A 13,116-nucleotide genomic window follows, 5' to 3' on the forward strand; every position below is an offset into this window, starting at 1 on the left:
ACCCGCTCCCACAGGATTTCACAGCACTTGGGGCCTGTGCAGTTCCTGTGGGAGCGGGTTTAGCCGCGAACGAGGGCGAAGCCCTCGCAATGAGCCTCAGGTCAGAACATCGCCGCCGACAACTTGCGACGATACACGCCGACCAGCGGGTGATCACCGCCCAGCAGCTCGAACACTTGCAGCATCGCCTTCTGCGGCAACCCGTTCTCATAGCCACGGTTACGCTGGAACAGTTTCAACAACCCTTCCAGCGCCGCTTCATACTGCTGGCGCGCGAGTTGCTGGATGCTCAGCTGATAAGCCGCCTCGTCATCCTGCGGGTTCTGTGCCAGGCGGCTTTTCAGGTCGGCCACTTCCGGCAGGCTGGCGGCCTGGCGCAGGAAGGTCAGCTGGGCCTTGGCGCCGGCCAGCGCAGCCTTGTGCTCGTCGGTCTTGACCGCATCCAGCACCACCTGGGCTTCCCCCAGCTCCCCACGCTCGGCCAGGCAACGGGCATACAGGATCAGTGCCTCGGCATTGCTGTTGTCCTCACCCAGCAAGGCCTGCAACAGTGCTTCGGCCTCGGCAAAACGGCTTTCGGCAAACAGCCCCTTGGCCTGCTCCAGCGGCGATGCGCTCGGGGCGGCGGGCAGTTGCACGTGCGGCTCGAGCATGGCGCGGATAGCCGATTCCGGCTGGGCACCGGCAAAACCGTCCACCGGCTGGCCGTCCTTGAACAGCACCACGGTCGGCAGGCTGCGGATGCCGAACTGGGCAACCACCTGTTGCTCCACATCACAGTTGATCTTGGCCAGCAGCAGTTCGCCCTGGTACCCCTCGGCGATCTTCGCCAGCAGCGGCATCAATGCCTTGCACGGCGCGCACCACTCGGCCCAGAAGTCCACCAGCACCGGTTTGTGGAAGGAGTTCTCGATAACCAGTTGCTGGAAGGTGGCATCGGTAGCGTCGAAAATGTAGGACGTGTCTTGGGTCATCGCGACTCTCGCAAACTCGTTAATGCCACCACTATAAGGTGTCGCGGCTGGCGTGGTACAGGCTGACCCGGCGGAATTCGTGCGGCTCGGCCAGGTCCGGCAGGGTCAGCGCTTCCAGCACGCCCAGCTGCTGGTACAGCGGGTGGCTGAAGTCGCGCACTCGCGAGTCGGCCACCAGCGCCTGCCGCCCGCGGCCGAGGAAGGCATCCAGCAGCGGCAGGTTGGCGCGGTCGTACAGCACATCGGCCACCAGGATCAGGTCGAAGCGGTCGTCCTCGGTAAAGAAATCGCTGCTGTAACCCAGTTCCACTCCGTTCAGCGCGGCATTTGCGCGGCAGGCATCGAGTGCCAGCGGGTCGAGGTCGCAGGCCACCACTTCCAGCGCACCGGCGCGGGCGGCGGCAATACCGGCAATACCGGAGCCGGCGCCAAAATCCAGCACGCGCTTGCCGGCTACCCATTCCGGGTGCTCGGCCAGGTAACGGGCCATGGCCAGGCCGCTTGCCCAGCAGAAGCTCCAGTAGGGCGGTTCTTCAAGAATGCGCCGGGTCTCTTCGCTGCTGAAGGCACGGTCCATGTTCTGGTCGTCGATCAGCCAAAGCTTGAGGTCGCAGCCGGGCAGCTCGCTGACGACAAGACGCGCTTCGCCGATCAGGCCGCTGAGGGCCTGTTGCAGAGACTGTTGCAGGGACACTGGCGCCACTTACGGCGCCTTCTCGAAACGCAGCGGGCCGACGGCCTGGGTCTGGGCCTGGGTAATGCGCACCGGCGGCAGGTGCATGATCAGTTGGCCAGAGCTGCTGGCGCGGCCGCGCAACTCTACCCGGGCACCGGCGGGGAAGGCCTCGGGGTTGAAGCGCAGCTGGTAGGGCAGGGCCTGACCGGTGCCTGTGAGGTTGCTGCTGGCCAGCAGGCGCTGCGGGCGGTCGCGTTCGTCGATGACCAGCAAGGCCAGCTCCACGTCGGCACCGGCCGGGATTTCCAGCAAGGTGCCGCTCAGCTCGCGCTGGTAGGCCGGCAGCGGGCCCAGTACTGCGGCCGGCTTGGCCGTGCGGGCTGGCGTGGGTGCCGGAGGGGGGTCGGGCTTCGGCCTGTCGCTGCCGCAGGCGGCGAGCAGGGCGGCGCAGCACAGCACGACGAGCGCTCGGTAGTGCATGGGGTAGTCCTTCACGGGCAGATTTCCCATGGATGTTAACCCCTTTGGCTTGTCTTGCCAGTGGGATGCGCTACCATGGCCCTCCCTTTTTTTGTTGCCTGCCACCATGCACTGTCCCTTTTGCGGTGCCAACGACACCAAGGTCATCGACTCTCGCCTCGTCGCCGAGGGCGAGCAGGTGCGCCGCCGCCGCGAATGCGTCGCCTGCGGCGAGCGCTTCACCACCTTCGAAACCGCCGAGCTGGTGCTGCCCCGGCTGATCAAGCAGGACGGCACGCGCCAACCCTTCGACGAAGAAAAACTGCGTGCCGGGATGCAGCGGGCACTGGAAAAGCGCCCGGTCAGCGTCGAGCGCCTGGAAGCTGCGTTGGCGCATATCAAGAGCCGCCTGCGTGCCACCGGTGAGCGTGAAGTCAAATCGCTGGTGGTGGGCGAGATGGTCATGGCCGAGCTGCGCAAGCTGGACGAAGTGGCCTATATCCGTTTTGCCTCGGTTTACCGTCGCTTCCAGGACCTCGACGAGTTCCGCGAAGAAATCGACCGCCTGGCTCGCGAGCCAGCTAAAGAGTGACCATGCCCAGCCAAGCTGCCATCCTCGACGCCCACTACATGGCCCGCGCGCTGGAGCTGGCGCGCAAGGGCCTGTACACCACCCACCCTAACCCGCGCGTTGGCTGCGTGATCGTGCGCGATGGCGAGGTGGTCGGCGAAGGCTGGCATGTGCGCGCCGGCGAGCCGCATGCCGAAGTGCATGCCCTGCGCCAGGCCGGTGAGCGTGCCCGTGGCGCCTGTGCCTATGTCACTCTCGAGCCGTGCAGCCACCATGGCCGCACGCCGCCGTGCGCCGAAGCGCTGGTCAAGGCCGGCGTGGCACGGGTGGTGGCCGCCATGCAGGACCCCAACCCGCAAGTGGCGGGGCAGGGCCTGCGGCGCCTGGCCGAGGCTGGTATCGAAGTGGCCAGCGGCGTGCTCGAGGCCGAGGCCCGTGCACTCAACCCCGGTTTCCTCAAGCGCATGGAGCACGGCCTGCCGTTCGTTCGCGCCAAACTGGCCATGAGCCTGGATGGCCGCACCGCCATGGCCAGTGGCGAAAGCCAGTGGATCACTGGGCCGGCCGCCCGCTCGGCGGTGCAGCGCCTGCGTGCCCGCTCCAGCGTGGTACTGACCAGCGCCGCCAGCGTGTTGGCCGATAACGCGCGGATGACCGTGCGCGGCACAGAGCTGGGCCTGGATGCCGAAACCACCGCCCTGGCACTCAGCCGCACACCGCTGCGCGTGCTGGTCGATGGCCGCCTGCGCCTGCCGCTGGATGCCCCGTTCTTCCAGGCTGGCCCGGCGCTGGTGGTGACTGCTGTCGCAGATGACCCGCGCTATGCCGCTGCCGGCCACGAACTGCTCAGCCTGCCGGGTGACAATGGCCAGGTAGACCTGCCGGCGCTGCTGCAGGCCCTGGCGACCCGTGGCATCAACGAAATCCTGCTGGAAGCCGGTGCCGGCCTGGTCGGCGCCTTCGCCCGGCAAGGTCTGATCGACGAGTATCTGTTGTTCGTCGCCGGCACTTTCCTCGGTTCCCAGGCCCGCCCGCTGCTGGACTGGCCACTGGACAAGATGAGCGAAGCGCCGCGGCTGAAAATTACCGAAATGCGTGCAGTGGGCGATGACTGGCGGGTCACGGCCATCCCCCTGCCGGCGCCCGGCGTATAATGCCGGGCTTGCCCCGCGCAAACCGTTTTTGAGGAAGACCCCATGTTCACCGGCATCATCGAATCCATCGGCACCATCCGCAGCCTGACCCCCAAGGGTGGCGACGTGCGCGTCTACGTCGAAACCGGCAAGCTCGACCTGGGTGACGTCAAGCTCGGCGACAGCATCGCCGTCAACGGCGTGTGCCTGACCGCCGTCGAACTGCCGGGCGACGGCTTCTGGGCCGACGTCAGCGTCGAAACCCTCAAGCGCACCGCCTTCATTGACCTCAAGAGCGGCAGCAAGGTCAACCTGGAAAAGGCCCTGACTCCCACCACCCGGCTGGGCGGGCACCTGGTCAGCGGCCACGTCGACGGGGTCGGCGAAATCATCTCGCGCAGCGATAACGCCCGCGCCATCCAGTTCCGCGTGCGTGCACCGAAGGAACTGGCCAAGTACATCGCCCACAAGGGTTCGATCACCGTCGACGGCACCAGCCTGACGGTCAACGAGGTCAATGGCGCCGAGTTCGAGCTGACCATTGTCCCGCACACCCTGTCCGAAACCATCATGGCCGACTACCGTGCAGGGCGTCGGGTAAACCTTGAGGTCGACCTGCTGGCCCGTTACCTGGAGCGTCTGCTGCTGGGTGACAAGGCTGCCGAACCGAACAAGGGCAGTGGCATTACCGAAAGCTTCCTGGCCGCCAACGGCTTCTTGAAATCCTGATTGAGAAGGGGGTGCCGCGTGGCGCTCAACAGCATCGAAGAACTGGTCGAAGACATCCGCCAGGGCAAAATGGTCATCCTCATGGATGACGAAGACCGCGAAAACGAAGGCGACATCATCATGGCAGCCGAGTGCTGCCTGCCTGAGCACATCAACTTCATGGCCAAGCACGCCCGTGGCCTGATCTGCATGCCCATGACCCGCGAGCGTTGCGAAACGCTGAAGCTGCCGCTGATGGCGCCGCGCAACGGCTCGGGCTTCGGCACCAAGTTCACCGTGTCGATCGAAGCCGCCGAAGGTGTCACCACCGGCATCTCCGCCGCTGACCGCGCCCGCACCGTGCAGGCGGCCGCCGCCAAGGACGCCAAGGCCGAAGACATCGTCAGCCCTGGCCACATCTTCCCGCTGATGGCCCAGCCTGGCGGTACCCTGGCCCGTGCCGGCCACACCGAGGCCGCATGCGACCTGGCGCGCATGGCCGGTTTCGAGCCGAGCGGCGTGATCTGCGAAGTGATGAACGACGACGGCACCATGTCGCGCCGCGCCGAGCTGGAAGTGTTCGCCGCCGAGCACGGCCTGAAGATCGGCACCATCGCCGACCTGATCCACTACCGCATGATCCACGAGCGCACCGTGCAGCGCGTCTCCGAGCAATCGGTCGAGAGCGAGCTGGGCGAGTTCAACCTGGTCACCTACCGCGACGCGGTGGAAGGCGACGTGCACATGGCCCTGACCCTGGGCAAGATCTGCGCCGAAGAGCCGACCCTGGTGCGCGTGCACAACATGGACCCGCTGCGCGATCTGCTGCTGGTCAAGCAGCCGGGCCGCTGGAGCCTGCGCGCCGCCATGGCCGCCGTGGCCGAGGCCGGCAGCGGCGTGGTATTGCTGCTGGGCCACCCGCTGGACGGTGACGTGCTGCTGGCGCACATCCGCGAAAGCGCGGGCGATGCACCCACCAAGGCACCGACCACCTACAGCACCGTGGGTGCCGGTTCGCAGATCCTGCGTGACCTTGGTGTGCGCAAGATGCGCCTGATGAGTTCGCCGATGAAGTTCAACGCGATATCCGGATTCGATCTGGAAGTTGTAGAATACGTGCCCTCCGAGTGACTTGAGGCGGCAATGACGCCCTCTGCTCGAGTCCAGACCCCTGTCGAGGCCGCTTGTATGCGGCCTCGCTCTTGAAGATGAGAATATCGGAATGACCCTGAAGACCATCGAAGGTACCTTCATCGCCCCCAAAGGTCGCTATGCTTTGGTGGTTGGCCGCTTCAACAGCTTCGTCGTCGAAAGCCTGGTAAGCGGTGCAGTTGATGCCCTGGTACGCCACGGTGTCAGCGAAAGCGACATCACCATCATCCGTGCCCCGGGTGCATTCGAAATCCCGCTGGTGGCACAGAAGGTCGCCCAGCAAGGCGCCTACGACGCGATCATCGCCCTGGGCGCCGTGATCCGTGGTGGTACCCCGCATTTCGAATACGTGGCGGGCGAATGCACCAAGGGCCTGGCCCAGGTGTCCATGGAGTTCGGTGTTCCGGTGGCCTTCGGCGTACTGACCGTCGACTCCATCGAACAAGCCATCGAGCGTTCCGGCACCAAGGCCGGCAACAAAGGTGCTGAAGCTGCCCTGTCCGCTCTGGAAATGGTCAGCCTGCTGGCGCAGTTGGAGGCCAAGTGATTAGCGACGAAAGCGATCGTTTCAACCCGCGCGATCCAAAACCTGCGGATGCCGGCAAGCCCTCGAAGAGCGCCAAGCGCCGCGAAGCCCGCAAGCTCGCGACCCAGGCGCTGTACCAGTGGCACATGGCGCAGCATTCGCTGAACGAGATCGAAGCGCAGTTCCGGGTCGATAACGATTTCTCCGATGTCGATGGCGCTTATTTCCGCGAGATCCTGCACGGGGTCCCGGCGATCAAGAGCGAAATCGACAGCGCCCTGAAGCCATGCCTGGACCTGGCACTGGAAGAACTCGACCCGGTCGAGCTGGCCGTGCTGCGTCTGTCCACCTGGGAGTTCATCAAGCGCGTCGACGTACCGTACCGCGTGGTGATCAACGAAGGTGTCGAGCTGGCCAAGGTCTTCGGTGCCACCGACGGTCACAAGTTCGTCAACGGCGTACTGGACAAGCTGGCGCCAAACCTGCGCGAAGCAGAAGTCAAGGCGAACAAGCGCTGATCCTGGCGCTTGCGAACCATGGGTGAGTTCGAGCTGATCAACCATTACTTCGCCGCCGCGCCCTGTGCGCAGGGCGGCGAAGGCGTGGCCCTGGGTATCGGCGATGACTGCGCCCTGCTGGCGCTTCCCCCCGGTGAACACCTGGCAGTGTCGACCGACACGCTGGTCGCCGGGGTGCATTTCCCTGCTGTCTGCGACCCGCTACTGCTGGGCCAGCGTTCCCTGGCCGTGGCGGCCAGTGACCTGGCAGCCATGGGCGCAACTGCCATCGGCTTTACCCTCGCCCTGACCCTGCCTGATGTAGGCCCGGACTGGCTGGCGGCCTACGCCAATGGCCTCAGCCGCATGGCCCACCGCTGCCGTATGAGCCTGATTGGCGGGGATACCACCCGTGGTCCGCTGAGCATCACCGTCACCGTGTTCGGCCGCGTGCCGGCTGGCCAGGCATTGCGCCGCAGCGGCGCTCGGCCAGGCGACCTGCTGTGTGTTGGCGGCACGCTGGGCAAGGCCGCCGGTGCCTTGCCGCTGGTGCTGGGTGAGCGCGAGGCGCCTGCTGCCCAGGCCGAGCCGCTGCTGGCCCATTACTGGTCGCCGATGCCGCAGCTTACCCTGGGCGAGTGGCTACGTGGGCGGGCAACGGCGGCGCTGGACATCTCCGACGGCCTGCTGGCCGATTGCGGGCATATCGCCAAGGCGTCCGGTGTGGCGCTTGAGGTGAACCTGGCCCAGGTACCAGTGTCTCCTGCTCTAGTGGCGTTCCTCGGTCGCGAAGCGGCATTGCAGGCAGCGCTCAGCGGTGGCGACGATTATGTACTGGCCTTCACCTTGCCGCCCGAAGCGCTGGCGCCTCTGGCGAACCTCGGTTTCATCGAGGTGCATACCATTGGTCGTGTGCTCGAAGGGCAGGGTGTGACCCTGCGTGATGCACAAGGCCGGGACATCACCCCCGAGCAGCGGGGCTATCAACATTTTAGGGAGACACCGTGACCGATCACCCCAACCAGGTGCCTGCGGAGTTCGTTCCGCCTTCGGTCTGGCGCAACCCGTGGCACTTCATCGCCTTCGGCTTCGGTTCCGGCACCTTGCCCAAGGCGCCGGGCACCTGGGGCTCGCTGGTGGCCATACCGTTCATTCCGCTGTGGCAGATGCTGCCCGACTGGGGCTACTGGCTGCTGCTTGGCGTAAGCATGCTGTTCGGCTTCTGGCTCTGTGGCAAGGTCGCCAATGACCTGCGCGTGCACGACCATGAAGGCATTGTCTGGGACGAGATCGTCGGCATGTGGATAACCCTCTGGCTGGTGCCGGAAGGCTGGCAGTGGCTGCTGGCGGGGTTCCTGATGTTCCGCTTCTTCGACATCCTCAAGCCGTGGCCGATCCGCTGGGTCGACCGCCATGTGCATGGGGGCGTCGGAATCATGCTCGACGATATCCTGGCCGGCGTGTTTGCCTGGCTGGGGATGCAGGTTCTGGTGTGGGCGGTTGCCTGATACAGGGAGCGTGTGGATGGCCATGAGGACGGTGCTGCTGGCAATGCTGCTGAGCCTTGCCCCGTGGGCGGCGGCTGCCGAAGGTGTGCCGAAGCAGATCCACCTGGTCAGCGAAGAGTGGCTCGACTACACCAACGCCGACGGTACCGGGGTGGCCTGGGATGTGCTGCGCAAGGTATTCGAGCCGGCCGGGGTCAAGGTGGTGACCCAGAGCGCGCCCTACAGCCGTGCGATCGGGCTGGTGAAGCGTGGCGAGGCTGACGCCTGGGTAGGCTCGTACAAGGAAGAGAACGACGACAACCTGTACCCGCGCTGGCATTTCGACATGGATCACATCTACGCCTTGGGGCTGGTCAACAAGCCTGTGCCTACCCAGCAGACCATAGGCCAGTATCGCCTGGCCTGGGTGCGTGGCTACGACTTCGGCAGCTACCTGCCCAATGTGCATGAGTTTCGCGAAGTCCAGCGCCGCGAAGGCATTTTACCGATGCTCGAGCATGACCGCGTGGACTACTACATCGATGCACTGACCGAGGTCGACTACGTGCTTGGCCAGGCCTCTCACCCCGAGCGCTTCCGCCGCAGCCATTTGGCCGAACTGCCGCTGTACCTGGCCTTTGCCCGCAACGACCAGGCCAAGGCCCTGCGCGACCTGTTCGACAAGCGCATGGCCGAGCTGGTGCGCAGTGGCGAGCTGAAGCCGATTTTCGAGCGCTGGCAGCAGCCGTATCCGTTCAGCCCGGATAGCAAACCGCATTGAGACGCAGAGCGCCAAGGCATGTGCGGTCCCTGTGGGAGCGGGTTTACCCGCGAACACCGGCGAAGCCGGTGCCAGGCACCGCGCTGGCTTCTTCGCGGGTAAACCCGCTCCCACAGAAACCGCGTGGGGCACGGTTGATTGGTGGCCTAATAAGCATCGAACTTTTCGATCTTAAGCCACGGTATTCAGCCAGCCCACATCCCCCAACCTGCTGATACAATCGGCTCACGAGAAATTTCCTACTTATCCAGGAGCACAACGTGCCCGTCGTCTTTGTTGCCGCCTCTAAACTCCCGACTCCTTTCGCGACCTTCACCATGCATGGCTTCCTCGACGAAGCCACCGGCCGTGAGCACGTGGTGCTCAGCCTGGGTGACATCGCGGACGGCCAGCCGGTGCTGGGGCGCCTGCACTCCGAGTGCCTGACCGGCGATGCCCTGTTCAGCCAGCGGTGCGACTGCGGCTCGCAGCTGGAAGCCGCGCTACAAGCCATCGCCCGTGAAGGCCGTGGCGTGCTCCTGTACCTGCGTCAGGAAGGCCGCGGCATCGGCCTGCTGAACAAGATTCGCGCCTACGAGCTGCAGGATGGTGGCGCCGATACCGTCGAGGCCAACGAGCGCCTGGGCTTTGCCGCCGACCAGCGCGACTACGCCATGTGCCTGCCGATGCTGGAACACCTGGGCGTGAAGTCGCTGCGCCTGATGACCAACAACCCGCGCAAGGTCAAAGCCCTGACCGACATGAACATCGTCGTCGCCGAGCGCGTGCCGCTGCATACCGGGCACAACCCGCACAACCGCTACTACCTGGCGACGAAGGCCGGCAAGCTGGGCCACATGCTGGGTAACGAGCATCAGGGCGAGGTGCCCCAGGCGTGACCCGCGCCGAGGTCAAGCGGCGCCTGGCGCTGGCCTGGTGGCAATACCTGGCGGTCGGCCTGGTGCCGCTGCCAGTGATGGCCTGGGCTTTCGGTGGTGGTGATGCGCTGGCCTCGGTGCTGGCCATGCCACTGTTCATTGCCGGCGCGGCGACCATGTTCCTCAGCCTGCCGCGCTTCGGTGCCTACAAGCGCGCCCTCATCGCAACTTCAAAGGTGCTCGGCACTGGCGAAGAGCCCGCCGCCTGGATCGAGCTGGCGCGGGTGCGGCGCCTGGCCATGCTGTATGCCTGCTTCCCGGCCTGGGTCGCCGCTTTGTCAGTACTGGTCGGCCTCGAGGCGGTGCCACAGATCCTGTTGGCGTTGTCCACCGCAGTGGTGCTTTACCTCTATCGCATTCCACGCCAGCTCGGCTGATGCGCCTGCTGCCCGCTCTGTTGGCGCTGTTCGCCTGCGCCGCACTGGCCGGCGAACCCCTGCGGGTGGTCAGCCTGGCCCCGTCGATGAGCGAGATCATGCTCGAACTGCAGGCCGATGACCTGCTGGTAGGTGTGCTCGACGGTGGCGAACGGCCGGCGGCGCTGCGCGAGTTGCCCTCGGTGGGGCGCCTGGGCCAACTGAACCTCGAACGCCTGCTCAGCCTTCGCCCCGACCTGTTGCTGCTGTGGCCGGGCAGCGTGCCGCCGGCCCAAAGTGACCAGCTCAAGCGCCTGGGCATCGCCACCTTCAGCGCAGAACCCCATGATATCGACCAGCTGATCGAGCAGATCGAAGCCATCGCCGAACGTATCGGCCGTGCCGAACAGGGCCATCGGTATGCACAAGCCTTGCGTGAGCGGTTGCGTCAGCTACGCCAGCAGTACCGACGGGACGAGCCGTTGCAGGTGTTCTACCAGGTCTGGGACCGGCCGCTGTATACGCTCGGTGGCCAGCAGGTGGTCAGCGATGCTCTGGCCGTTTGCGGGGCGCGTAATGTTTTCGCCGATCTTACCCAGCCGGCGCCGCAGGTAAATGTGGAATCTGTGCTGCTGCGCAACCCGCAGGTCATTCTGGCGGGTAATGAAGCGCAGCTGGCGAGTTGGAAGGCGTGGCCGCAATTGCGTGCGGTGGCTGATGATCGTTTACTGGTGGTGCCAGACAAAGGCCTGGAGCGGCCCAGTGGGCAGATGGTCGAAGCTACGGCGCGGTTGTGTGCGCTGCTCAAGGCTAAAGCGCCGGCGGCCAAGTGAGCTTCTGCGAGGGCTGCGCCCTCGATCGCTGGCAAGCCAGGCTCCCACAGGGATAGCGCATGTCTTGAGGCTGGCGCGGTCGAGGTGGGAGCTGGCTTGCCGGCGAATGGGCCGCAAAGCGGCCCCAGGGTTTACAGGCCTAGCCTGGCCATCCGAGCCTTCACCGAAGCCCCGATCCCGGCCGCATCCAGCCCACACTCAGCCAGCATCTGCGCAGGCTTGGCATGCTCGACATAAATGTCCGGCAACCCCAGGTGCAGCAGCGGTTTCACGATCGCCTCATTGGCCAGGAACTCACCAACAGCCGCACCGGCACCGCCCATGATGGCGTTTTCTTCGATGGTCACCAGCAGCTCATGGCTTGCAGCCAGTTCCAGCACCAGCGCCTCATCCAGCGGTTTGACGAAGCGCATGTCGACCACGGTGGCGTTGATCTGCTCAGCCACCTGCATGGCCTCGGCCAGTTGTACGCCGAACACCAGCAAGGCGACTTTCTCGCCCTGGCGACGGACCACGCCCTTGCCGATTTCCAGCGGCTCCAGGTCACCACTGATCGGCGCGTTCGGGCCGGTGCCACGTGGGTAGCGCACAGCCGCCGGGCCGTTGTACAAGTGGCCGGTGCTGAGCATCTTGCGCAATTCGTTCTCGTCGCTTGGGGTCATCACCAGCATGCCCGGGATGCAGCGCAGGTACGACAGGTCGTAGCTGCCCGCATGGGTCGGGCCGTCTTCGCCGACCAGGCCGGCGCGGTCGATGGCGAACAGCACGTCGAGGTTCTGTACCGCCACGTCGTGGATCAGCTGGTCGTAGGCGCGCTGCAGGAAGGTGGAGTAGATCGCCACCACCGGCTTGCTGCCCTCGCAGGCCATGCCGGCCGCAAGGGTCACGGCATGCTGCTCGGCGATCGCCACATCGAAATAACGCTCCGGGTAGCGCTCGCTGAAGTCGACCAGGTCGGAGCCTTCCTTCATCGCCGGGGTAATGCCCACCAGGCGGTTGTCGGCGGCAGCCATGTCGCACAGCCACTGGCCGAACACTGCGGAGTACTTCGGGCCGCTGGCTTTCTTTGGTGCGGCGGGTTTGTCGGCCGGCTCCAGCTTGGTGATGGCGTGGTAGCCGATCGGGTCGATCTCGGCCGGGGCGAAGCCCTTGCCCTTCTTGGTCACCACGTGCAGGAACTGCGGGCCCTTGAGGTCACGCATGTTGCGCAGGGTAGCGATCATGGTCGGCAGGTCGTGGCCATCGATCGGGCCGATGTAGTTCCAGCCCAGTTCTTCGAACAGCGTGCCCGGCACCAGCATGCCTTTGGCGTACTCCTCGGTGCGGCGGGCAATTTCCCAGGCGCCAGGCAGGCGCGACAGCACTTTCTTGCTGCCTTCGCGCATGCTCGCGTAGGTGCGGCTGGAGAGGATCTTGGCCAGGTAGTTGGACAGGCCGCCGACGTTGCGCGAAATCGACATGTCGTTATCGTTGAGGATAACCAGCATGTCGGCGTTGACTTCCTGGGCGTGGTTCAATGCCTCGAAGGCCATGCCGGCGGTCAGCGCGCCGTCACCGATCACCGCGATCGACTTGCGTTCGCTGTGCTGCAGGCGGGCGGCAATGGCCATGCCCAGTGCAGCGCTGATCGAGGTGCTGGAGTGGCCGACGCCGAAGGTGTCGTACTCGCTCTCGCTGCGGCGCGGGAAGGCGGCGATGCCGTCCTTCTGGCGCAGGCTGAGCATGCGGTTACGGCGCCCGGTGAGGATCTTGTGCGGGTACGCCTGGTGGCCCACGTCCCACACCAGCCGGTCGTCGGGGGTGTCGAAGACGTAGTGCAGGGCGATGGTCAGCTCGATGACGCCCAGGCCGGCACCAAAATGCCCACCGGTCTGACCCACGGTGTAGAGCAACTCCTGGCGCAGTTCGTCGGCCAGGGTCTCCAGGTCGGCTTCAGCCAGCCGGCGCAGGCCGGCAGGCGTGTCAGCGCGGTCGAGCAACGGCGTGACCGGGCGTTCGCGGGGGATCTCTTGAAACGTCGTGGGCATCAGGCGAGTCGTTATAGGT

Annotated in this window: 16 protein-coding genes; 12 read left to right on the forward strand and 4 right to left on the reverse strand. The window is 65.4% G+C overall.

Going from position 1 to position 13,116, the window contains the following annotated elements:
* Window positions 1-101: 101 nt before the first annotated feature.
* Genes trxA through RIN61_RS14435 form a run of 3 tightly spaced genes read right to left on the reverse strand, consistent with a single transcriptional unit; the run spans window position 102 to window position 2,130 of the window.
* Window positions 102-974 (reverse strand): thioredoxin, encoded by an 873-nt coding sequence (trxA, locus tag RIN61_RS14425; RefSeq protein ID WP_112254090.1) that lies wholly within the window; start codon window positions 972-974, stop codon window positions 102-104.
* Window positions 975-1,005: 31 nt separating this feature from the next.
* On the reverse strand, window positions 1,006-1,662 hold the full coding sequence (locus tag RIN61_RS14430) for a class I SAM-dependent methyltransferase (RefSeq protein ID WP_243432469.1): 657 nt from the start codon (window positions 1,660-1,662) through the stop codon (window positions 1,006-1,008).
* 15 nt (window positions 1,663-1,677) lie between these two features.
* Window positions 1,678-2,130, reverse strand: coding sequence for a YbaY family lipoprotein (locus RIN61_RS14435; RefSeq protein ID WP_313852508.1), 453 nt, complete (start codon window positions 2,128-2,130; stop codon window positions 1,678-1,680).
* 106 nt (window positions 2,131-2,236) lie between these two features.
* Between RIN61_RS14435 and nrdR the strand changes: the two genes are divergently transcribed.
* From nrdR to RIN61_RS14495, 12 genes are all read left to right on the forward strand, one after another.
* Window positions 2,237-2,701, forward strand: coding sequence for a transcriptional regulator NrdR (gene nrdR, locus RIN61_RS14440; protein WP_003255402.1), 465 nt, complete (start codon window positions 2,237-2,239; stop codon window positions 2,699-2,701).
* Window positions 2,702-2,703: 2 nt separating this feature from the next.
* Window positions 2,704-3,834 carry a bifunctional diaminohydroxyphosphoribosylaminopyrimidine deaminase/5-amino-6-(5-phosphoribosylamino)uracil reductase RibD gene (gene ribD / locus RIN61_RS14445; protein ID WP_252379009.1) on the forward strand — a complete coding sequence of 377 codons (1,131 nt, stop codon included), beginning with the start codon at window positions 2,704-2,706 and terminating at the stop codon, window positions 3,832-3,834.
* A 42-nt stretch (window positions 3,835-3,876) separates the two neighbouring features.
* A complete protein-coding gene (locus RIN61_RS14450; RefSeq protein ID WP_112254094.1) occupies window positions 3,877-4,542 on the forward strand; it encodes a riboflavin synthase in 666 nt (221 codons plus the stop codon).
* 18 nt (window positions 4,543-4,560) lie between these two features.
* Entirely contained in the window at window positions 4,561-5,652 is a 1,092-nt protein-coding gene (gene ribBA / locus RIN61_RS14455; RefSeq protein ID WP_021783930.1) for a bifunctional 3,4-dihydroxy-2-butanone-4-phosphate synthase/GTP cyclohydrolase II, read from the forward strand.
* Window positions 5,653-5,743: 91 nt separating this feature from the next.
* Complete coding sequence (gene ribH / locus RIN61_RS14460) at window positions 5,744-6,220, forward strand: 6,7-dimethyl-8-ribityllumazine synthase (RefSeq protein ID WP_003255395.1); 477 nt, start codon at window positions 5,744-5,746, stop codon at window positions 6,218-6,220.
* Window positions 6,217-6,717: a transcription antitermination factor NusB gene (gene nusB, locus RIN61_RS14465; protein ID WP_013970674.1), complete on the forward strand. Its 501-nt coding sequence runs from the start codon at window positions 6,217-6,219 to the stop codon at window positions 6,715-6,717. The genes ribH and nusB overlap by 4 nt, the downstream gene beginning before the upstream one ends.
* A gap of 18 nt (window positions 6,718-6,735) precedes the next feature.
* Entirely contained in the window at window positions 6,736-7,704 is a 969-nt protein-coding gene (thiL, locus tag RIN61_RS14470) for a thiamine-phosphate kinase (protein ID WP_112254095.1), read from the forward strand.
* The gene (locus RIN61_RS14475; protein ID WP_004376077.1) at window positions 7,701-8,204 is read left to right on the forward strand and encodes a phosphatidylglycerophosphatase A family protein; all 504 of its coding nucleotides are present in this window, start codon (window positions 7,701-7,703) and stop codon (window positions 8,202-8,204) included. Before thiL ends, RIN61_RS14475 begins: the two co-directional genes overlap by 4 nt.
* Window positions 8,205-8,220: 16 nt before the next feature.
* Window positions 8,221-8,964: a substrate-binding periplasmic protein gene (locus RIN61_RS14480; RefSeq protein ID WP_252379008.1), complete on the forward strand. Its 744-nt coding sequence runs from the start codon at window positions 8,221-8,223 to the stop codon at window positions 8,962-8,964.
* 260 nt (window positions 8,965-9,224) lie between these two features.
* On the forward strand, window positions 9,225-9,842 hold the full coding sequence (ribA, locus tag RIN61_RS14485) for a GTP cyclohydrolase II (protein ID WP_003260612.1): 618 nt from the start codon (window positions 9,225-9,227) through the stop codon (window positions 9,840-9,842).
* Window positions 9,839-10,258: an MFS transporter gene (locus tag RIN61_RS14490; RefSeq protein ID WP_075044459.1), complete on the forward strand. Its 420-nt coding sequence runs from the start codon at window positions 9,839-9,841 to the stop codon at window positions 10,256-10,258. Before ribA ends, RIN61_RS14490 begins: the two co-directional genes overlap by 4 nt.
* Window positions 10,258-11,070: a cobalamin-binding protein gene (locus tag RIN61_RS14495; RefSeq protein WP_112254098.1), complete on the forward strand. Its 813-nt coding sequence runs from the start codon at window positions 10,258-10,260 to the stop codon at window positions 11,068-11,070. The genes RIN61_RS14490 and RIN61_RS14495 overlap by 1 nt, the downstream gene beginning before the upstream one ends.
* Before the next feature lie 131 nt (window positions 11,071-11,201).
* Here RIN61_RS14495 and dxs read toward each other — a convergent pair whose 3' ends face one another.
* Window positions 11,202-13,097 (reverse strand): 1-deoxy-D-xylulose-5-phosphate synthase, encoded by a 1,896-nt coding sequence (dxs, locus tag RIN61_RS14500; RefSeq protein WP_112254099.1) that lies wholly within the window; start codon window positions 13,095-13,097, stop codon window positions 11,202-11,204.
* Between the last annotated feature and the right edge of the window lie 19 nt (window positions 13,098-13,116).

This window comes from Pseudomonas inefficax, from assembly GCF_032164165.1.
Taxonomy (GTDB): Bacteria; Pseudomonadota; Gammaproteobacteria; order Pseudomonadales; family Pseudomonadaceae; genus Aquipseudomonas; species Aquipseudomonas inefficax.

Coding starts and splice junctions, on each gene's coding strand:
- dxs (WP_112254099.1), bottom strand. CDS start 13,097: ATGCCCACGACGTTTCAAGAGATCCCCCGCGAACGCCCGGTCACGCCG.
- ribH (WP_003255395.1), top strand. CDS start 5,744: ATGACCCTGAAGACCATCGAAGGTACCTTCATCGCCCCCAAAGGTCGC.
- RIN61_RS14450 (WP_112254094.1), top strand. CDS start 3,877: ATGTTCACCGGCATCATCGAATCCATCGGCACCATCCGCAGCCTGACC.
- RIN61_RS14435 (WP_313852508.1), bottom strand. CDS start 2,130: ATGCACTACCGAGCGCTCGTCGTGCTGTGCTGCGCCGCCCTGCTCGCC.
- trxA (WP_112254090.1), bottom strand. CDS start 974: ATGACCCAAGACACGTCCTACATTTTCGACGCTACCGATGCCACCTTC.
- thiL (WP_112254095.1), top strand. CDS start 6,736: ATGGGTGAGTTCGAGCTGATCAACCATTACTTCGCCGCCGCGCCCTGT.
- nrdR (WP_003255402.1), top strand. CDS start 2,237: ATGCACTGTCCCTTTTGCGGTGCCAACGACACCAAGGTCATCGACTCT.
- RIN61_RS14480 (WP_252379008.1), top strand. CDS start 8,221: ATGGCCATGAGGACGGTGCTGCTGGCAATGCTGCTGAGCCTTGCCCCG.
- ribD (WP_252379009.1), top strand. CDS start 2,704: ATGCCCAGCCAAGCTGCCATCCTCGACGCCCACTACATGGCCCGCGCG.
- RIN61_RS14495 (WP_112254098.1), top strand. CDS start 10,258: ATGCGCCTGCTGCCCGCTCTGTTGGCGCTGTTCGCCTGCGCCGCACTG.